The sequence below is a fragment of the Geodermatophilus sp. URMC 61 genome (assembly GCF_052931555.1).
Window position 1 is genome coordinate 2,023,138 of record NZ_JBRFHZ010000002.1, and the last position, 18,620, is coordinate 2,041,757.

The window sequence follows — 18,620 nt, forward strand, 5'->3', positions numbered from 1 at the left end:
GGCGGTCAGCCCGAGCCGCCCCGCTCCGCCCCCAGGGAGCCGCCATGGCCCACCCGACCGTCGCCGCCCAGTTGGTCCGCATGCTCCGGGACGCCGGTGCCCGCCGCATCTACGGCGTGGTCGGCGACAGCCTCAACCCCGTCGTCGACGCCGTCCGGCACACCGACGGCATCGAGTGGGTGCACGTCAGCAACGAGGAGGGCGGCGCGTTCGCGGCCGCCGCCGAGGCCCAGGTGACCGGCGAGCTGGCGGTGTGCGCCGGCTCCTGCGGACCGGGCAACACCCACCTGCTCCAGGGGCTCTACGACGCCCACCGCAGCGGCGCCCCGGTGGTGGCGATCGCCTCGCACATCCAGTCGCAGGAGATCGGGACGGGCTTCTTCCAGGAGACCCACCCGGAGCGCACCTTCCAGGACTGCTCGTACTGGTGCGAGGTGGTCACGCCCAAGCAGATGCCGCACGCCCTGCGGGTGGCCATCCAGACCGCCGTCGGCAGGCGCGGGGTCTCGGTCGTCGTCCTGCCCGGTGACCTGGCCGCCGAGGAGTCCGGCGGACCCACCGTGCCCACCGCCCTGGTCTCCCGGCCCTCACCGGTGCGCCCGGTGCCCGAGCAGGTGCAGGCCCTGGCCGACGCGCTGAACGCGGCGCGCACGGTCACGCTGTTCTGCGGCGCCGGATGCGCGGGCGCGCACGACGAGGTCGTGGAACTGGCCGGGCGGGTGCTGGCCCCGGTCGGGCACGCCCTCGGCGGCAAGGAGTGGATCCAGTACGACAACCCGTACGACGTCGGGATGAACGGGCTGCTCGGCTACGGCGCCGCGCACAAGGCCACCCACGAGGCCGACCTCCTCCTGCTGCTCGGCACCGACTTCCCGTACACCAACTTCCTGCCCCAGCGGCGGACGGCGCAGGTGGACGCCGACGCCGGTCACCTCGGTCGGCGCAGCCCGCTGGAGGTCGCCGTCCACGGGGACGTCGGCGAGACGATCCGGGCGCTGCTGCCCCTGCTGGAGCAGAAGACCGACCGGCGCTTCCTCGACGCGATGCTCCGGCAGCACGCCGAGGCGCTGGAGAAGGTGGTCGACGCCTACACCCACCGGGTGGAGCGGATGCGGCCCATCCACCCCGAGTACGTGGCCGCGCAGCTCGACGACCTCGCCGACGACGACGCCGTCTTCACCGTCGACACCGGGATGTGCAACGTGTGGGCGGCCCGCTACCTGACACCCAACGGCCGCCGCCGGGTCATCGGCTCCTTCCGGCACGGCTCGATGGCCAACGCCCTCCCCCACGCCGTCGGCGCGCAGCTCGCCGCGCCGGACCGGCAGGTGGTGTCGATGTCCGGGGACGGCGGCCTGGCGATGCTGCTCGGCGAGCTGATCACCGTGCGGCTGCACCGGCTGCCGGTGAAGGTCGTGCTGTTCAACAACGCCTCCCTCGGCATGGTGAAGCTGGAGATGATGGTCGACGGCATCCCCGACTTCGAGACCGACCACGAGCCGACGGACTTCTCCGCCATCGCCGCGGGCGTGGGCATCCGGTCGATGCGGGTGGAGGACCCCCGCGACGTCCGGGACACCCTGGCCAAGGGCCTCGCCGACCCCGGTCCGGTGCTCATGGAGTTCGTCACCGACCCGAACGCGCTGTCCATCCCGCCGGCGATCACCGGTGAGCAGATCCGCGGCTTCGCGACGTCGGCCACCAAGCAGGTGCTCGGCGGCGGCGTCGGGAAGATGATCGACCTGGCGCGCAGCAACCTGCGGAACATCCCGCGGCCGTGACGAGCTGGTGGCGGCGCGGCGCGGTCTACCAGGTCTACCCGCGGTCGTTCGCCGACTCCGACGGCGACGGCGTCGGTGACCTGCGCGGCCTGCGGGCGCACCTGGACCACCTCACCGGGCTGTCCGTCACGGCGGTCTGGCTCTCGCCGGTGTTCCCCTCCCCCATGGCCGACTTCGGCTACGACGTCTCCGACCACTGCGACGTCGACCCGCTGTTCGGCACGCTCGCCGACCTCGACGACCTGGTCGCCGACTGCCACGCGCGGGGCATCCGCGTGGTGCTGGACTGGGTGCCCAACCACACCTCCGACCAACACCCGTGGTTCCGCGCCTCCCGCTCCTCCCGCGAGGACCCGAAGCGGAACTGGTACGTCTGGCGGGACGGCGCCCCCGACGGCGGGCCGCCCAACGACTGGCGCTCGGAGTTCGCCGCGGTCGGCCCGGCCTGGACGTACGACGAGCCCACGGGCCAGTGGTACCTGCACTCGTACACCCCGCAGCAGCCGGACCTGAACTGGGAGCACCCGGAGGTCGAGGCGGCGATGCACGACACGATCCGGTTCTGGCTGGGCCGCGGTGTCGACGGGCTGCGCATCGACGCGCTGCAGCGGCTGGCCAAGGACCCGCTGCTGCGCAGCAACGCCGGCTCCGACCGCCGGCACGACCAGGACTGGGAGACCGCGCACGGGCGGCTGCGCGGCATCCGGCGGGTGGTCGACGAGTTCCCCGACCGGATGGTCGTCGGCGAGGTCTACCTGCTCGACCTGCGCCGCGTGCTGGCCTACCTCACCGGCGGCGACCAGCTGCACCTGGCGCACAACTTCGTCTTCGTCCACCTGCCGTGGGACGCCGGCGCCTTCCGCGCCGCGATCGAGGAGTTCGAGGCGCAGGCCGAGCCCGAGGCCTGGCCCGCGTGGTTCCTCGGCAACCACGACCACTCCCGCATCGCCACCCGCTATGACGACGGCGGGCACGGCCCGGCACGGGCGCGGGCCGTCGCGCTGCTGCTGACCGCGCTGCGCGGCACGCCGTTCCTCTACCAGGGCGACGAGCTGGGGCTGCCCGACGCTATCGTCCCGCCGGACCGGGTGGTCGACGTCGACGGCCGCGACCCCGAGCGGGCGCCGCTCCCCTGGCGGCCGCCGTCGGTCGCCGGCGCGGGGGCCGGGTTCACCACCGGCGAGCCCTGGCTGCCGCTGGTCGCCGACGCCGAGCGGCTCTGCGTCGAGCGCCAGGCCGCCGACCCGTCGTCCACGCTGTCCCTGGTGCGCCGCCTCGGCGAGCTGCGCGCCGCCTCCACCGCCCTGCAGACCGGCCGGCAGCGGATGCTGGACGCCGCGCCCGACGTGCTGGCCTGGCTCCGGGAGGACGGCGACGAGCGGCTGCTGGCCGCCGTCAACCTCGGCCTCGGGCCACGGACCCTCGTCCCGGGCGAGGAGGCCACCCTGCTCGTCTCCACCGACCCCGGCCGCCCGTCCTCGGTGGTGCGCGACCTGGTGCTGCAGCCGGACGAGGCCGTCCTGCTCCGCCTGCACGGCGGCTGAGCCGCTTGTCGGGGAACCGCCCCCGGCACCACCATCGGCGGCGACCGGGGCCCCAGCGGTCGAGGCGGCGGGCGGAGGTGGCGGGTGCAGGTCACTCCGGAACTGCTGCCCGACCTGGCCGGGCGCCGGAGCGTCGTCGCCTGGATGGTGCTGGCGTTCCTGGTGACCTTCCTGGTCACCCGGCTGGTCACCCGGGCGATCCGGACCGGCCGCGGGCCGTTCCGCGACGCCAGCGTCGGCGGCGTGCACGTGCACCACGAGGTCTACGGCATCTTCCTGCTGCTGGGCGCCGGCACGCTGGAGTTCACCTACCGGCCCGGCACGCCCTGGGTGCAGCTGCTGGCGGTGCTGTTCGGGGCCGGCGCCGCGCTCACCCTGGACGAGTTCGCGCTGTGGCTGCACCTCGAGGACGTCTACTGGAGCCGGCAGGGCCGCAGCTCGATCGACGCCGTCATGGTCGCGCTCGTCGTCGGCGGGCTGCTGCTCGTCGGCGCCAACCCGTTCGACGCCGACGACGCCGGCAGCGAGCTGGTGTTGTGGATCACGGTCGTCGTCAACCTGTTCTTCGCCCTGGCCGCGATCCTCAAGGGCCGGGTCGTGCTCGGCGTCGTCGGCGTCTTCGTCCCGCTGGTGGCCCTGGTCGGCGCGGTGCGGCTGGCCCGGCCCGGCTCGTTCTGGGCGCACCGCTGGTACCGGCCGGGCTCGCACCGGCGGGCCCGCGCCGAGGCCCGCTTCCCCGCCGGCCGCCGGACCCGCTGGGATGCGCTGGTGGACCTGTTCACCGAGGTGCCGCCGCGGCACGCGCACCCGGGGATCCCGGCCGCTCCCGGCGCGGCCCCCGCCGAGCGGCGGTGAGGAGCCCGGGGACGAGTCCGCTACAGCTGCACGGCGACGGTGGCGGCCAGCTCGCGGGCGGACTCGAGGTCGGCCGGGCCGGGGGCGCCGGTCAGGCTCAGGGCCGCGGCGACCTGCTTCCACCGCAGGGCGCCGGTGATCCGCTCGATGCTGCGCAGCGCGCCGGACGTGTCGTCGTTGCCGTGCACGTACACGCCGTACGGGAGACCGACGGTGGCGTCCAGGCACGGGTAGTAGACGGTGTCGAAGAAGTGCTTGAGCGCCCCGGACATGTAGCCGATGTTGGCCGGCGTCCCGAGCAGGACGCCGTCGGCGGCGAGCAGGTCCGCGGCCCCGGCCGACAGCGCCGGCCGGACCTCGAGCTCGACCTCCTCGACCAGCGCCACGCCCTCCCGCACCGCCTCGAGCACGGCCTGCAGGGACGGCGAGGGCGTGTGGTGGACGACGAGCAGCCGCGGCACGTGCCCATCCTCCCCCGCCCGGTCAGGGGCGCAGCGCGCCGTAGACCTCCGCCGCGTGGTCGAAGACGGCGAAGTGCCCCTCCCCCACCAGCCAGTGCGCGGTGCAGCGGGGCAGCATCGCGACCAGCACCCGGCCGAGCCCGGCGGGCACCTGCCAGTCCTGCGTGCCGTGCCAGACGTGCACGTGCTGGCGCACCGACGACAGGGGGAACCCCCACGGCCGGAACAGCAGGGCGCGGTCCTCGGCGAGCGGGGTCGCGCCGTTGCGCAACCCCTCGGTGAAGGTCTCGGACAGGATCCGCCGTACCTCGGGACGTCCGATCACCCGCCGGTCGGCCGGGTTGAGCCGTGCCTGCAGGTAGCGCGGGATCGCCGCCGGGCGCAGCGCCACCGGAGCGAACAGCGGCCGCAGCAGCGCCGCCGACGACGGCCGGTGCGCGGCCACCCGCAGCCGTCGGGGCACCCACTGCGGCCAGGGCCACGGGACGTCGGGCGGCGGCGCCCCGCCGAGCACGCCGACGGCCCGTACGCGGGGGCCGAAGGCGGCGGCGCAGGCCAGCGCGTAGGCCGCACCGCCGGAGAGGCTGAGGACCGAGAACTCGCCCACACCGAGCGAGTCCAGCAACCGCCACGTCGTCCGGCCAGTCGACCACCCGCCGTCCCGGCTGCGGGTCGGAGCGGCCGAAGCCCGGCCGGTCGGGCACGACGAACCGCACGCCCCAGCGCCGGTAGTCCTCGGGGTCCTCGACGTGGCGCTCCAGCCGCGAGCTCGGCGAGCCGTGGCAGCCGAGCACCACCCGGCCCGCCGGGTCGCCGTACTCCGCGTACGCCATCGCCCGCCCGTCCGGCAGTTCGATGCGGCTCTCCCGGGGTCTGGGTCGTCCGCCGTGACCTGGTCGCTCGCGCATGCTGCGGCCCGTACCCGGCGGCGGGCGCTCCGACCACCCCACCCAGAAACCTGCGCCCCTAGCCTGCGGCGGTGCGCACCGACCGGGGCCTCGACCGGCTGATCACCTTCCTCGACGCCATCGTGGCGATCGCCATCACGCTGCTCGTCCTGCCCCTCGTGGACGTCCTCCCCGACGAGGGCGAGGTGGTGGACCTCGACGCCCTCCTGGTCGCCGAGGCCGGCCGGTTCGGCGCCTTCGCGCTGAGCTTCGCGGTGATCGCCCAGCTGTGGCTGGTGCACCACCGGATCGTCGAGCGGGTCGGCTCCTACGACCGGCCGTTCGTGCTGGTGAACCTGGTCTGGACGCTGACGATCGTGCTGCTGCCCTTCGCCACCGAGGTGACAGCGGTCTACGGCGACGAGCGCCTCGCGATCGCCGTCTACATCGGCACGATGACGGTGAGCTCCGCCTGCCTGACCCTGCTCACCCTCCTCCTCGTGCGCCGTCCGTATCTGCGCCGCGCCGGCGCCGACCCGGCGGAGGACGACCTGCCCGGTGCGCTCCTCACCACGGGCACCTTCGTGCTGGCCCTGGTCGTCGGCGTCGCCGTCCCGGCCATCGGCTATCTCTCGCTGCTCCTGCTCCTCCTGCCCGGCCCGGCCCGCCGAGCGCTCCCGCGCCGGGCGGACTGAGCCGCCCTCAGACCTCCTCGACGTCGAGACGGCCGGTGGCCCGCTCGACCAGGCCGACGACCACCACCGCGACGACGACGGCGGTCAGCGCGCCGACCACGACGGCGGCCGGCAGCTCCAGCACGACGTCCACGACGGCGACGGCAGCCGCGGCGACCGGCCACCACAACCCGCGCCGCGCCCCCCGCTTGGACATCCCCACCTCGGTGACGGACACCGACAGCAGGTAGACCGCCACCCCACCGGCGAGCACCAGCCGGGTGCCGATCGGCACCTCGCCCTCGCCGCTCTGCACCACGGCCAGCTCCAGCCCCGCGCCGACGGTGGCCAGCGCCAGGGTCAACGGCAGCTGCCCGAAGACGTACGCGTCGTGCGAGTGGTCGCTGCGCTCCCCGCCCACCTCGCTGAGCAGCTGCTTGGCGCGGGCCCCGGCCAGGTCGAAGTAGCTCCACCACAGCGCCGCGGCCAGGACGAAGCCGAGCGCCGCGACCAGGAGTCCGGATCCCGTCCAGTGGGCGTCGTGCAGCCCGTGGGCGATGCCCGCCACCGACTCGCCGAGCACCAGGATCACGAAGAGCGCGAACCGCTCGGGCAGGTGCTCGACGTGCAGGGGGACGTCGGCCGACGAGCGCGTGGCCAGCAGCGGCACCAGCGCCTCGACCAGGATGGCGGCGGCCCACAGGGCGAACCCGACCGGGCGCGGCACGGCGAGGGAGACCACCCACAGCAGCGCCCCGATGGCGGTGCCGATCATGTACAGCCGGGCGATCGGCCGGGCACCGGGCACGTGCAGGTGGGCGCGGAGGTACTGGAGGAACAGCGTCGCCCGCAGCGCGAGCTGGCAACCCACGAAGACGCCGAAGTAGGTGCCGGTCGCCTCGGTGGCGGTGGCGGCCATCCCGACGACGGCGGCCATCGAGCCGAGCTTGAGCAGCCGGTAGACGACGTCGTCGTGGTCGAAGCGGTTGGCGTAGAGGGTCGCGCTCACCCACGCCCACCAGACGGTGGTGAACAGCCCGGCGAAGACCAGCTCGCCGTGCCAGGTCACGTCGGCGCGGAAGTCGAGAGCCAGCTCCGCGACGACGAGGACGAACGCCAGGTCGAAGAAGAGCTCCAGGCGGGAGGCCGAGCGTTCCTCGTCGGTGCGCAGCTCCGGCGCCCGGACGAGGGCGCCGGTCAGCGCACCGAGGGCGGATCGGGGGGAGGTGCGGTCGGTCACGACGCTCCCAGGGTCGAGGGGTGCCCCCTCCCCTACCCCGGCGCGGCGCCGCCACGCCGGGGCAGGACGTCAGCGCCGGAAGTCGTGTGCCTCGTCGTAGGCGTAGTCCCCCGCGGCGTCGTCGCGGCCGTCGTCCGCCGGGGCGCGCTGCGCGGCCTCGCCCCGGGAGCGCGGCCGGCCGCCGCTCACCTGGGCCATGTCGTCGTGCGCCATGTCGTAGCCGAGGTCTCCGGTCGGTTCACGCGGATCGGGATCCATGTCGGCTCCTCCTCGTCGGGTGCGCCAGGGTGCCCATGCTCGACCTCCCGGCGGGAGGGCCACAAGGACACCGGTGTTGCCTGGTCGTGCGGTCATGCCTCGTCCTCTCCTCGGTGGGTGCGCACCCTGCTCCCACCTACCGACGGAAACGGTGCTCGGGACGTGACAGGCGGCGCCATCGATTTCCCGCAGGGCCCGCCGGGGACGGACTCGACCGCGCGGTACCGGTGCGACGGGGAGCCCGACGCGGTGCCGAGCCGAGGTCGGTGCGGATCGAGTCCTCCAGCGGCCGCACCGATCCCGACGGGTCCGGGTCCGACGGCACCACGGCCGTCACCGTGGTCCTCAGCGGCTGCGGTAGAGGCGGGTCGTGACCGGCAGGAACACCGCGGCCAGCGCCGCGGCCACGGCCAGGGAGACGGCGATGGCGGTGCCGTCGGGGGTGCCGGCCATGAGCGAGCGGCACGCGGTGGCCAGCACCGAGATCGGGTTGACCTCGACGAAGGCCTGCAGCGGGCCGGGCAGCGTGGCCGGGTCGACGAAGACGTTGGACAGGAACGTCAGCGGGAAGAGCACCGTGAACCCGCCGTTCAGCACCGCGCTCGGCGAGCGCAGCACCAGGCCGAGCGCGGAGTACACCCACGAGAGCCCGAACGAGAAGACGACGACCAACCCCAGCGCCAGCAGGACCCCGGCCACCCCACCCTCCGGCCGGTACCCGAGGACGACGCCCAGCACGAGGATCACCGTGCCGGCGACGACGTAGCGGACGCTGTCGCCGAGCAGCGCGCCCAGCAGCGGCGCCGGCCGCCAGATCGGCAGGGACCGGAACCGGTCGACGACGCCCTTGGTGAGGTCGGTGTTGAGCGCCACGCCCGAGTAGACGGTCGTGAAGACCACCGACATGACGAGGATGCCGGGCAGCACGTAGTGCAGGTAGGCGCTGGTCGAGCCGGCGAGGGCACCACCGAACAGGTAGGTGAACATCAGCACGAACAGCACCGGCGTGATGGTGACGTCCATCAGCTGCTCGGGGACGTGCTTGATCTTGAGCATCCCGCGCCAGCCGAAGGTCAGCGCGGTCGACAGCGGTCCCGGCCGGGGCGGCCGTGCCGTGGAGGCGATCGCCCGGCGGACGGCGGCGGTGTCGGCAGTTCCCGGGGTGGTCGTGGCGGTCATGACGCCTGGTCCTCCAGGGTGTCCGTGGGCTGCTCCTCGGCGAGGTGGCCGGTGAGGGCCAGGAACACCTCGTCCAGGCTGGGCTGGCCGAGCGCGAACTCGGCGATGCCGAGGCCGGCGCGGCCCAGCTCGCCCACGCCGAGTGCGGCGAGCCCGGGGTCGGGGCAGGCCGCCGACAGTGCGGCCGGGTCGGGCTCCAGCACCACGCTGCCGACCGCGGCCTCGAGGACGCGGGCGGCCTCCGCACGCTGGCCGGGGTCGAGCAGCCGCACGTGCAGCGAGCCGGTGCCCACCGAGGCCTTGAGCTGGCCCGGGGTGCCCTCGGCGATGACCCGGCCGTGGTCGATGACCACGATCCCGTCGGCCAGCTGGTCGGCCTCCTCGAGGTACTGGGTGCAGAGCAGGACCGTCGTCCCCTCGGCCACCAGCGCCCGGACGATCTCCCAGACCTGACCGCGCGAGCGGGGGTCCAGTCCGGTCGTGGGTTCGTCGAGGAAGGCCAGCTGCGGGGTGACGACGATGCTCGCGGCGATGTCCAGCCGCCGGCGCATGCCGCCCGAGTAGTGCTTGACCAGCTTCCCGGCGGCGCCGGCGATGCCGAAGGCCTCGAGGAGCTCGTCGGCCCGGGCGCGGGCGGCGCCCCGGCGGTGGCCCAGCAGCCGCCCGATGAGGACGAGGTTCTCCCGGCCGGTGAGCTCCTCGTCGACGGAGGCGAGCTGACCGGTGAGGCTGACCAGGCCGCGCACGGCGTCGGCCTCGGTGACGACGTCGTGGCCGAGGACCCGGGCCCTGCCGGCGTCGGGCGGGACGATGGTGGCCAGCATCCGGATCGTCGTGGTCTTGCCGGCGCCGTTGGGTCCGAGGACCCCGTAGATGGCACCGGCGGGGACGGCGAGGTCGACGCCGGCCACGGCGCGGGTGTCCCCGAAGGATTTCTCGAGGCCGGTCGCCTCGATGGCGAGTGCGCTCCCTGCGGTCATCCCGACTCCCTCGAGCGGCGTGTGCGGTGCGGCGTCCGTCGTCCCTACGACGGAATGTGCGCGGCCGGGTCATCGGCCCGCCACCGGTTTTCCGGGTGCGAGCCGCGGCACCGATCGTCGGAGCTGAAGTGCACGTGAGGTCAAGCCTCGTCGGCCCCGACCGGCTCCGGACGGGCGGGGCTACGGGCTCTCCGTCTCGCGGTCCTCGCGCTCGAAGCGGACGTCGACCTCCTGGTGCCGCACCGCACGCTGGGCGCGCGCGGCCTCGGAGTAGACCCGCTCGTCGCCCTCGGTCAGGTCCTGGTGGTCGACGAAGGGGGTGAACAACGCCCGGGGGTACAGGTGGTCCACCCGCACCACGTCGATCTCCACGCACAGCATCAGCGCGACCGCGGCCAGGTAGATGAACGCGAGCAGCCCGAGGACCAGGGCGAAGACCGCGTCGACGGCGCTGGCGTTGGCCACCACGCGGGCGACGTAGACACCGCCGAAGGACTGCAGCAGCTGCCACAGCACCGCAGCGGTCAGGGCACCGGGCAGCACCTGCCGGGTGGTGAGCCGGCGGACGGTGGTGATGCGGAACCCGAGCACGAAGACCGCGGCGTTCGCCAGCACGGAGGCGACGGTGAGCAGCAGGTGCAGCCATCCGCTGAACCCGCCGTAGGCCGCCGCACCGCTGCCCAGCGCGGACAGCACGGTGCTGGCCAGCACGAGCAGGCCCAGGGTGCACAGCAGGAGCAGGCTGCGCCCGCGGGAGGTGATCGGGTCCGGCCGGCTGTGTCGGGGCACCGCCCAGACCGTGTTCATCGCGTGCTGGATGGCCTGCCCCATGCCGAGCGCCCCGTAGAGGGCGACCAGCCCCCCGACCACGATCCCGGTGACCCCGCCACCGAGCCCCTCCGGCCGCGCCAGCTGCGGGCCGATCACCGGGAACTCGGCCAGCGCGGAGTCGAGCAGCTGCTGCTGCAGGTCCGGGTTCCCGGCCAGCACCAACCCCAGCACGGTGGCCAGCAGGAGCAGCGTCGGGAACAGCGACAGGAAGCCGTAGTAGGTGATCAGCGCGGCGAGGAAGTGACCGTCGTCGTCCATGAACTTGTAGAACACCGCGATCGGGAACCCGGCCGCCGGGTGCCGGCGCTGGAACCGGTCGACCCGCTCGGTCCACCTCATGGGCCACCCCTGTCGTCCGGAGGGGCACCCTTCCTACCCCGCGGGAGGAGTGTCGAGCGCGGTAGGAAGGACGCATGGCCGACTCCTTCCCGTCCCTCGCCCAGCTCGCCGCCGAGGAGGAGGAGCTGCAGTTCGACGGCTTCACCAACGACGACGCGTGGGACCTCGGGTCGGCGCTGGTGGCGGCCGCGCGGCGGGACGGCGCCCCGGTGGCGGTGGACGTCAGCCGGCACGGCCACCAGCTCTTCCACGCCTCGCTGCCGGGTACCAGCCCGGACAACGACTCCTGGATCCAGCGCAAGACCCGCGTCGTGCACCGGTTCGGGCACAGCAGCCTCTACGTGCGGCAGGCCTCGGTCGAGCGGGGGACGACGTTCGAGGAGGAGTTCGGTTTGGATCCCGCCCTCTACGCGGCCCACGGCGGTGGGTTCCCCGTCGTCGTGCGCTCGGTCGGCCCGGTCGGCGCCGTCGTCGTCTCCGGGCTGCCGCAGCTGGAGGACCACCGCATGGTCGTGGCTGCCCTCCGGGCGCACCTGGGCCGGTGACCGCCGTCCCCCGGCGCCCCCGGCTCGGCCGGCCGGGCGGGCTGCGGCGGACCTGGGCGCGCCACCCGCGGGTGGCGCTGGCCGTCAAGGCCGCCCTGGCCGCGGCGCTGGCCTGGCACGTGGCGGGCCTGCTGCCCCTCGACCCGGCCCAGCGGTACCCGTACTACGCGCCGCTGGGGGCGGTGTTCGCCACCTCGACGACGCTGACCGGGTCGATCCGGGAGGCCGCGCAGTCGGTCGCGGCGATCGCGCTGGGCGCCGCCCTCGCCCTCGGGGTGTCGGCCGTGCTGGGCGACGACTTCGGCACCCTCGCCGTGGTGGTCGCTGCCGGGGTGCTGCTGGCCGGCTGGCGGCGGCTGGGCAGCTCCGGCAGCTGGACGGCGACCTCGGCGCTGTTCGTGCTCGTCCTCGGCACGCAGGACCCCGGCTTCGTCCTGGCCTACACGGGGCTGACCGCCGTCGGCGCGCTGATCGGCCTCGCGGTCACGGCCGCCTTCCCGCCGCTGCCGCTCGCCCCGGCCGCCGAGCGGCTGCGCGCGTTGCGCGACACCCTGGCCGGCCAGCTCGAGGACCTCGCCGACGGGCTGCAGCAGGAGCACCCGCCCACCGAGGACGAGTGGCAGCGGCGCACGCACCGGATCGACCCGGTGCTGGCCCAGATGCGCGAGGCGGTGCAGCAGGCCGCCGAGGCCCGCCGGGGCAACCGCCGGGCCCGCCACCACCGCGCCGCCGCTGAGGCGCAGTACCGGCAGGCCCGCGCGCTGGAGCGGCTGAGCCTGCTGGTCGAGCAGCTGACCCAGGTGATCGCCGAGACCGAGCGGGCTGAGTTCGAGCGGGTGGCGCTCGGCCCGACGCTGCGCCCGGCGGCGTCCCGCACGCTGGCCGCGCTGGCCGCCGCGCTGCGCTCGGTGGAGGACGCCGCCGCCGACCGCGAGGCCCTGGCCCGGGCGGAGGCCTGCCTGCACGAGTTCACCGAGGCCGTCCGCCGGGCCCGGGCCACCAGCACCGACGACCTGTTCGTGGCCGGGGACATCGTGCAGGCCGTGCGCCGGTCGCTGGACGCCCTCCCCGCGCGGGACCCCGCCGGCTGAGCAGCGGGTCAGCCGCGGCCCAGCCGGGCGAGCACCCGGGCCTCGCGCCCGGCGTCCGCGGGCGGCTGCGCCCCGGGCCGGCAGATGCCCTCCATGTACAGCGCGTCGCCGAACGCGTCCGCCCCGGACTCGACGCGGTCCAGCTCGGCGTCGGTCAGCGCGGCGTCCTGGCCGACCGACCGGGCGACGTCCCAGCGGTGCACGACCATGTCCCACACGTAGAACTGCTCGAGGCTGGCGCCGACCGTCGTCGGGCCGAAGAACCCGTCGTAAGCCTGCTCCGCGACGGCCTCGTCGGAGACCGCCGCCACGACCCGCGCCGCGTGGGCCCGCCACGCCGCCGCCGGGTCCGCGTCCACGTCCGGCTCCTCGCCGAGGTCCACCCCACGGTCGGTGAGGAACTCCCGCTGGGTCTGCACCATGTGTCGGACGACCTCCCGTACGGTCCACCCCTCGCAGGTCGAGGGCCGGTCCCACGCGGCGGTGGGCACGGCGTCGAGGACGGCGGTCAGGGGGCGGTCGGCTGCGGCGTAGGCGGCGGCGATGGGTGTCGTCATGGCCGCGACGCTAGGGAGCCGGGCAGGGTGGGGTCTTGATGGAACCCGACACCGCCCCGCGCCGCCTCGACCACGTCGAGCGGGCCCACCTGCGCTCCCCCGGCGACGCCTCGCACGTGATGTACCGCTACGCGGCCGCACCGGAGTTCACCGGGCTGCTGGAGCGCTTCTGGATCCCGGTCTGGTCGGTCCCGCCCGGCCGGGAGGCGCCGCAGCAGGTGCTGCAGTACCCGGTCACGCTGCTCGTGGTCTCCGGCGACTACGCCCGCTTCCACGGCGTCGTCTCCGGCCTGTCGACGACCACGCTCACCGGTGACGGCTGGGCGGTCGGGGTCATGTGCGCCCCGGCCGCCGGCGCGCTCGTCGCGCGCGGGTCGGTCGCCCCGTACACCGACCGGCACGTCCCGCTGGCCCAGGTGCTCGGGGCCGATGGCGAGCGGCTGACCGCGCGGGTGCGGGCGGCCATGACCGGCGATTCGACGTCCCCCGCCGCGCACCGGGCGGCGATGGACGCCTTCGGCGACGCGCTGCGGCCGCTGCTGCCCGTCGACCCCGAGGGCCAGCTGGTCAACCGGGTGGTCGCGTTCGTGGAGGGCGACCACGCGGTGACCCGGGTGGCCCAGGTGTGCGCCGCGTTCGACCTGTCCGAGCGGGCCCTGCAGCGGCTGGTGCGCCGCCGGCTGGGGCTGACGCCGAAGTGGCTGATCCAGCGCCGCCGGCTGCAGGAGGCCGCCGAGCGCCTGCGCGCTCGCGGCACGACCCTCGCGGAGGTCTCGGCACTGCTCGGGTACGCCGACCAGCCGCACTTCAGCCGCGACTTCGCCCGGGTCACCGGGATGACACCGGGGGCGTTCGCCGCCCGCTTCGCCGGCTGAGCGGGTCAGCCCGACGCCTTCGACCCGGCCGACCCGGTCAGGCGCGGCAGCACCTCGGCGCCGGCGGTGGCCGCGGCGGCGCAGCCGAGGACGACCAGCCAGGCCAGCGGGTCCAGCGGCGTGCAGCCGAAGAAGCGGCTGAGCCCCGGCGTCTGGACGACGGCGGCCAGGACGGCGAGCGAGCCCGCGGCGGTGACCAGCACGAGCGGGCTGCGCCGGCCGGCCCACGCGGTCTGCCCGAGCTGGCTGGTGATTAGCGCGGCCAGGCCCATCGTCCCGGCCCGCCCCCGGAACCCGGTGAGCCGCCCGGCGGTCCAGGCCCCCGTCGCACCGGCGGTGGTGGCCGCACCGCGGACCAGCACCATCCGCCGCACCTCCCGCGCGAAGCCCCGCTGCGGCCCGGCCTCGAGCACCGCGGCCAGCGGGTGCCCGGCCAGCGGGCCGTCGTCCCCGTCGACCGCGGCACCCCGCGGCGCGGCCACGGCGACGGCCAGCGCCGGGAACATGTCGGTGAGCAGGTTGACCAGCAGCAGCTGCCGGGTGTTGATCGGCGCCCGCCCGCCGAACGCGGTGCCGAGCACCGTGAACGCGACCTCGCCGGCGTTGCCGCCGACCAGCACCGAGACCGCGTCCCGCACCCGCGACCACATCGCGCGGCCCTCGCCGATCGCGTCGACCAGCCGGGTCAGGTCCAGGTCGGTGAGCACCAGGTCGGCAGCGGCACGGGCGGCGGGCGACTCGGCACCGGAGACCCCCACCCCGACGTCGGCCAGCCGGATCGCCGCGGCGTCGTTCACGCCGTCCCCGGTCATCGCCAGGGTCGCCCCGGCCCGGCGCAGCGCGGCGACCAGCGAGACCTTCTGCTCCGGCGACAGCCGGGCGAACACCGCCGTCTCGCGCACCATGCGGGCCCGCTCGGCCTCCGAGGCGCGGGCGAACTGCGCGCCGGTCACGACCTGGTCGGCACCGGGGACGCCGGCCTGGGCGGCGATGGCGCGGGCGGTCTCCGGGTGGTCGCCGGTGGCCACGATGACCCGGACGCCGGCTGCCCGCAGCTGCTCGACTGCCGCGACCGAGGAGCCGCGGACCGTGTCGGCGAGTCCGACCAGCCCGCGCAGCGTGAGGTCCCGGGCCTCCTCCTCCAGGTCGCCCGCGCCGCCGTCCCACTCCCGGTCGGCGACGGCCAGCACCCGCAGCCCCTCGGCGGCGAGCTCCTGCACCCGCCCGGTGAGGTCCCCGGCGTCCCGGCAGCGGCCGGCGACCACCTCGGGCGCCCCCTTGACCACGAGCCGGCCCTCGCGCACGGCCGCGGAGAAGCCGCGCCCGGCGGCGAACGGCAGGCTCGCCCCCGCGTCGCCGTCGGGGCACACCCCGCGCTCCTCGGCGGCCTCCACGACCGCGCGGTCGGTCTCGTGCGCCCGGTCGTCACCGTTGCCGACACCGGCCGCGACCAGCCGCAGCAGCCCGTCCTCGTCGAGCCCCCCGTCCAGGGGGACCAGCCCCGCCACCCGCAGCCGGTTCTCCGTCAGCGTCCCGGTCTTGTCGAAGCACACGGTGTCCACCCGGCCGAGGGCCTCCAGCACCCGCGCGCTGCGGACGACGGCGCCCCGGCGGGACAGCCGCCGCGCGGCCGCCTGCTGCGCCACCGTGGCGACCAGGGGCAGCCCCTCGGGCACCGCCGCGACGGCGACGGCCACCCCGTCCCGGACGGCGTCGCGCAGCGGGCGGCGCCACAGCACCCCGAGGGCGGTGACCGCCGCGCCGCCGGCCAGGGTCAGCGGCAGCACCGAGCGGGTCAGCTCGCCCAGCCGCGCCTGGACGCCCGCGGGGGGCGCCGCGCCGCCGGCCGCCCGGGCCGCGCGGCCGGCCTGGGTGGCGTCGCCCACCGCGACGACGACGGCCCGGCCGCGCCCGGCCACCACGGTCGTGCCGTCGAAGAGCACGCAGGTGCGGTCGGCGACGTCGGCCCCGGGCGTGGCCGGCACCGACTTGCCCACCGACAGCGACTCCCCGGTCAGGTTCGACTCGTCGACCTCGAGGTCGACCGCCTCCAGCAGGCGGGCGTCGCAGGCCAGCACGTCACCGGGCTCCACCAGGACGACGTCCCCGACCCGCAGCGCGCTGCCGGGCACCTCCTCGCGGCCGCCGTCGGTCTCCCGGTGCACGACGACGTCCTGCTCGAGCAGCAGCGACTCCAGCGCCGTCTCCGCGCGCAGCCGCTGCAGGCCGCTGACCAGCGAGTTGGCGACGGTGACGCTGCCGACGAGGACGGCGTCGGTGGCCTCGCCGAGCAGCGCGGTGGCGGCGGCACCGGTGCCGAGCACGGGGGTCAGCGGGTCGGCCAGCTCGGCGGCGACGGTGCGGACGAAGCGGGACGGTCCCCGCACCAGCGGGTGCGCCCGGACCCGGCGGAAGCGGACCGGCCGCGCGTCCTCCGCGGCCGGCAGCTCGGCCACGCGGTGCAGCACCTCGTCGGGGTCGAGCGCGTGCCAGGGCGTGTGCACCGTCGGGGGCGGGACCGGGCGGCCGGCGGCCCGGACGGCGGCCCAGGTGCCGCCCAGCATCGCGACGGTCGTGGCGGTCTTGCCGGGCGTGGTCGCCTTCTGCTGCCCGTACCGCTCGCTGCCGACGGCGGCGAGGAGCCCGCCGAGGACGTTGCCCGTGAGCGCCGCCTGCACCGAGCGCCGGCTCACGGTGTGGGCGGCCGTCGTCGCCGCGACGATCCGACAGGCGTCGGCCAGCCCGGGTCGGGTCACCAGGTCGGCACCCCACGCCGGCGCGCGGCCGGGCCGGACGGGGGCGACGGCGACGTCGGCGGCCAGCAGCGCGGGGCCGTCGCAGTGGCTGACCAGGAGGACGCCGAGCCCGTCGTCCTGCAGCCGGCGGACCGTGGCCACCAGCGCCTCGTCCGCGGGTGCCACCTCGTCCGCGGCCGCGGCGACCTCCCGGGTGCCGGCGTGCGCGGTGAGCACGAGTCGGGCGCCGGTCGCGGCAGCGGTCGCCAGCAACGCCTCGGCGTACGGGTCCAGCTCGCGGGCGACGGTCACCGTGCCCACCCGGCGCCGGCCCTCGTACACCTGCCGGACCTCGGCCCCGGGCGCGTCCTCGGCGGCCCGGGACCGCCCGAGCCGCACGTCGTCGTCCGGCTCGTCACCCTCCAGGGCGCCGACCAGCCGTGCGGCGGCCGTCCAGACCCGGGCGTCGTCCCACCCGTCGGCCTCCGCGGTGGCCTCCAGCACCACCGGCGGGCCGGTGCAGAGCGCGTCGCCGTCGACGACGACGGCGTCCACCCGGTCCAGCCGCTTGTAGACCGAGCCGTCCATCGGCAGCACGTCGCGGCGGCACAGCAGGAGGTCCAGCGTCGTGGCGAACGCCGCCCGCCCGTGGAAGGCGGCCTTCGGGTTCAGCGCCTTGAGCAGGTCCGCCGAGCGGCCGGGGCGGCCGGTGAGCCCCAGCAGGCCGAGCGCGGCGGCCAGCTCGGTGGGGGCCAGCCGCTCGGTGTAGGTCTCGACCGGGCCGGGCGGCAGGGGGCGCGGCCGGTCGCCGGGTGGCGTCAGCGGCTCCCGCTCGCCGTCGTCCGGCTCCGGGCGGCACAGCTCCCACTCGCGGCGCCGCCACACCTGCCGGTGGGCGCGCATCTCCAGGACCTCCTGGAGCGCGGCGGCGGCGTTGAGCGCGGGCACCGTGGGGCTCTGGGTGAGGGCGTGCAGCAGCGCACTCACGCCGGAGAAGGTCAGTTCCGTGCCGGTCGGGCCCACGCGCCGGTACAGCACCCGCTTGAGCCACGTCTGGGACTCCAGCAGCGCGACGGCGAGGGTCGCGTGGCGGGTGAGCGCCGGGACCGGCGACATCTTCGCCGCGTAGGCGACCCCGACGGCGGCGAGGTCGATGCCGGCCGCGACGAGCGCGGCCAGCAGCGGCTCCAGGTCGGCCGGGTGGTCCTCCCGCGCCGGGAACAGCCCCTGTCCGCCCCGGGCCTTCTCGATGGCGGTCACCGTGCCGACGAGGTCCTCGACGGTGACCCGGCGGTCGTCGAAGGCGACGAGCACGCGGCCGACGACGTCGTTGACGGTGGCCCACTCCACGCCCTCGAGCCGCTCGAGGTGGCGACGCAGCGCGGAGCGGACCTCCGGGGCCTCCTGTGCGTCCGGGACGCACAGCTCCACCTGCACGCGACCCCGGTCGGCCCACACCCGGCGGGTGTGCCGGGACGGTGGCGGCTCGACCATCCCCCGCACGGTGTCCACGATGTCGCGCAGGTGCCCGTCGGGCAGCGGGTCGGCGCCGGTGACCAGGGTGCCGACGGCGCGCGTGCCGGTGACCGCGGCCGCGTGGGCCCGCGACAGCACGGCGCGGGCGGGCCCCTCAACCAGGCCGGCGGTGCCGCCCACGAGCCCGGCCGTGACCCCGGCGCCGGCCACCACGCCGGCACCGGCCAGCGTCACGGCCGCGCCGAGCGCGCTGCCGATCCGGCGTCTGAGGGCCATCGGCTCCCCCGGAACTCGGTCCCCGGAACGTGAGGT

General features: G+C 75.8%; 16 protein-coding genes. 7 read left to right on the top strand and 9 right to left on the bottom strand.

Going from position 1 to position 18,620, the window contains the following annotated elements; translation table 11 throughout:
• Positions 1-44 precede the first annotated feature (44 nt).
• The 3 genes from ACU610_RS09315 to ACU610_RS09325 all read left to right on the top strand — a co-directional run bounded on the left by ACU610_RS09315 (position 45) and on the right by ACU610_RS09325 (position 4,180).
• On the top strand, positions 45-1,781 hold the full coding sequence (locus ACU610_RS09315; RefSeq protein ID WP_446767421.1) for a pyruvate dehydrogenase: 1,737 nt from the start codon (positions 45-47) through the stop codon (positions 1,779-1,781).
• Positions 1,778-3,325 carry an alpha-amylase family glycosyl hydrolase gene (locus tag ACU610_RS09320; RefSeq protein ID WP_446767422.1) on the top strand — a complete coding sequence of 516 codons (1,548 nt, stop codon included), beginning with the start codon at positions 1,778-1,780 and terminating at the stop codon, positions 3,323-3,325. The genes ACU610_RS09315 and ACU610_RS09320 overlap by 4 nt, the downstream gene beginning before the upstream one ends.
• A gap of 84 nt (positions 3,326-3,409) precedes the next feature.
• Positions 3,410-4,180, top strand: a complete 771-nt coding sequence (locus ACU610_RS09325; protein WP_446767423.1) for a hypothetical protein — start codon at positions 3,410-3,412, stop codon at positions 4,178-4,180.
• A gap of 20 nt (positions 4,181-4,200) precedes the next feature.
• On the opposite strand, the gene ACU610_RS09330 is transcribed toward ACU610_RS09325, so the two are convergent.
• Together ACU610_RS09330 and ACU610_RS09335 are read right to left on the bottom strand one after the other, a co-directional pair.
• Complete coding sequence (locus ACU610_RS09330) at positions 4,201-4,641, bottom strand: NAD(P)H-dependent oxidoreductase (protein ID WP_446767424.1); 441 nt, start codon at positions 4,639-4,641, stop codon at positions 4,201-4,203.
• A 22-nt stretch (positions 4,642-4,663) separates the two neighbouring features.
• Entirely contained in the window at positions 4,664-5,266 is a 603-nt protein-coding gene (locus ACU610_RS09335; RefSeq protein ID WP_446767425.1) for an alpha/beta fold hydrolase, read from the bottom strand.
• Positions 5,267-5,620: 354 nt separating this feature from the next.
• Between ACU610_RS09335 and ACU610_RS09340 the strand changes: the two genes are divergently transcribed.
• A complete protein-coding gene (locus tag ACU610_RS09340; protein ID WP_446767426.1) occupies positions 5,621-6,223 on the top strand; it encodes a TMEM175 family protein in 603 nt (200 codons plus the stop codon).
• A 7-nt stretch (positions 6,224-6,230) separates the two neighbouring features.
• Here ACU610_RS09340 and ACU610_RS09345 read toward each other — a convergent pair whose 3' ends face one another.
• From ACU610_RS09345 to ACU610_RS09365, 5 genes are all read right to left on the bottom strand, one after another.
• A complete protein-coding gene (locus ACU610_RS09345; protein ID WP_446767427.1) occupies positions 6,231-7,442 on the bottom strand; it encodes a low temperature requirement protein A in 1,212 nt (403 codons plus the stop codon).
• A 69-nt stretch (positions 7,443-7,511) separates the two neighbouring features.
• Entirely contained in the window at positions 7,512-7,700 is a 189-nt protein-coding gene (locus tag ACU610_RS09350; RefSeq protein ID WP_446767428.1) for a hypothetical protein, read from the bottom strand.
• Positions 7,701-8,045: 345 nt separating this feature from the next.
• Positions 8,046-8,879 carry an ABC transporter permease gene (locus ACU610_RS09355; protein ID WP_446767429.1) on the bottom strand — a complete coding sequence of 278 codons (834 nt, stop codon included), beginning with the start codon at positions 8,877-8,879 and terminating at the stop codon, positions 8,046-8,048.
• Entirely contained in the window at positions 8,876-9,859 is a 984-nt protein-coding gene (locus ACU610_RS09360) for an ATP-binding cassette domain-containing protein (protein WP_446767430.1), read from the bottom strand. Before ACU610_RS09360 ends, ACU610_RS09355 begins: the two co-directional genes overlap by 4 nt.
• 180 nt (positions 9,860-10,039) lie before the next feature.
• Positions 10,040-11,029 carry a YihY/virulence factor BrkB family protein gene (locus ACU610_RS09365; protein WP_446767431.1) on the bottom strand — a complete coding sequence of 330 codons (990 nt, stop codon included), beginning with the start codon at positions 11,027-11,029 and terminating at the stop codon, positions 10,040-10,042.
• A 74-nt stretch (positions 11,030-11,103) separates the two neighbouring features.
• Between ACU610_RS09365 and ACU610_RS09370 the strand changes: the two genes are divergently transcribed.
• Both ACU610_RS09370 and ACU610_RS09375 read left to right on the top strand, forming a co-directional pair.
• On the top strand, positions 11,104-11,574 hold the full coding sequence (locus ACU610_RS09370; protein ID WP_446767432.1) for a heme-degrading domain-containing protein: 471 nt from the start codon (positions 11,104-11,106) through the stop codon (positions 11,572-11,574).
• Positions 11,571-12,665, top strand: coding sequence for an FUSC family protein (locus ACU610_RS09375; protein WP_446767433.1), 1,095 nt, complete (start codon positions 11,571-11,573; stop codon positions 12,663-12,665). The genes ACU610_RS09370 and ACU610_RS09375 overlap by 4 nt, the downstream gene beginning before the upstream one ends.
• A gap of 8 nt (positions 12,666-12,673) precedes the next feature.
• Here ACU610_RS09375 and ACU610_RS09380 read toward each other — a convergent pair whose 3' ends face one another.
• Positions 12,674-13,222: a TIGR03086 family metal-binding protein gene (locus tag ACU610_RS09380; protein ID WP_446767434.1), complete on the bottom strand. Its 549-nt coding sequence runs from the start codon at positions 13,220-13,222 to the stop codon at positions 12,674-12,676.
• Between the two features lie 38 nt (positions 13,223-13,260).
• Here ACU610_RS09380 and ACU610_RS09385 point away from each other — a divergent pair, with 38 nt between their 5' ends.
• Positions 13,261-14,097, top strand: a complete 837-nt coding sequence (locus ACU610_RS09385; protein ID WP_446767435.1) for a helix-turn-helix domain-containing protein — start codon at positions 13,261-13,263, stop codon at positions 14,095-14,097.
• A 5-nt stretch (positions 14,098-14,102) separates the two neighbouring features.
• On the opposite strand, the gene ACU610_RS09390 is transcribed toward ACU610_RS09385, so the two are convergent.
• On the bottom strand, positions 14,103-18,584 hold the full coding sequence (locus ACU610_RS09390) for an HAD-IC family P-type ATPase (protein WP_446767436.1): 4,482 nt from the start codon (positions 18,582-18,584) through the stop codon (positions 14,103-14,105).
• Positions 18,585-18,620 lie beyond the last annotated feature (36 nt).

What these genes read in the sequence shown, in the direction of transcription:
- ACU610_RS09360 (WP_446767430.1), bottom strand. Translation starts at nt 9,859, where the DNA reads ATGACCGCAGGGAGCGCACTCGCCATCGAGGCGACCGGCCTCGAGAAA.
- ACU610_RS09370 (WP_446767432.1), top strand. Translation starts at nt 11,104, where the DNA reads ATGGCCGACTCCTTCCCGTCCCTCGCCCAGCTCGCCGCCGAGGAGGAG.
- ACU610_RS09390 (WP_446767436.1), bottom strand. Translation starts at nt 18,584, where the DNA reads ATGGCCCTCAGACGCCGGATCGGCAGCGCGCTCGGCGCGGCCGTGACG.
- ACU610_RS09355 (WP_446767429.1), bottom strand. Translation starts at nt 8,879, where the DNA reads ATGACCGCCACGACCACCCCGGGAACTGCCGACACCGCCGCCGTCCGC.
- ACU610_RS09365 (WP_446767431.1), bottom strand. Translation starts at nt 11,029, where the DNA reads ATGAGGTGGACCGAGCGGGTCGACCGGTTCCAGCGCCGGCACCCGGCG.
- ACU610_RS09385 (WP_446767435.1), top strand. Translation starts at nt 13,261, where the DNA reads ATGGAACCCGACACCGCCCCGCGCCGCCTCGACCACGTCGAGCGGGCC.
- ACU610_RS09380 (WP_446767434.1), bottom strand. Translation starts at nt 13,222, where the DNA reads ATGACGACACCCATCGCCGCCGCCTACGCCGCAGCCGACCGCCCCCTG.
- ACU610_RS09350 (WP_446767428.1), bottom strand. Translation starts at nt 7,700, where the DNA reads ATGGATCCCGATCCGCGTGAACCGACCGGAGACCTCGGCTACGACATG.
- ACU610_RS09315 (WP_446767421.1), top strand. Translation starts at nt 45, where the DNA reads ATGGCCCACCCGACCGTCGCCGCCCAGTTGGTCCGCATGCTCCGGGAC.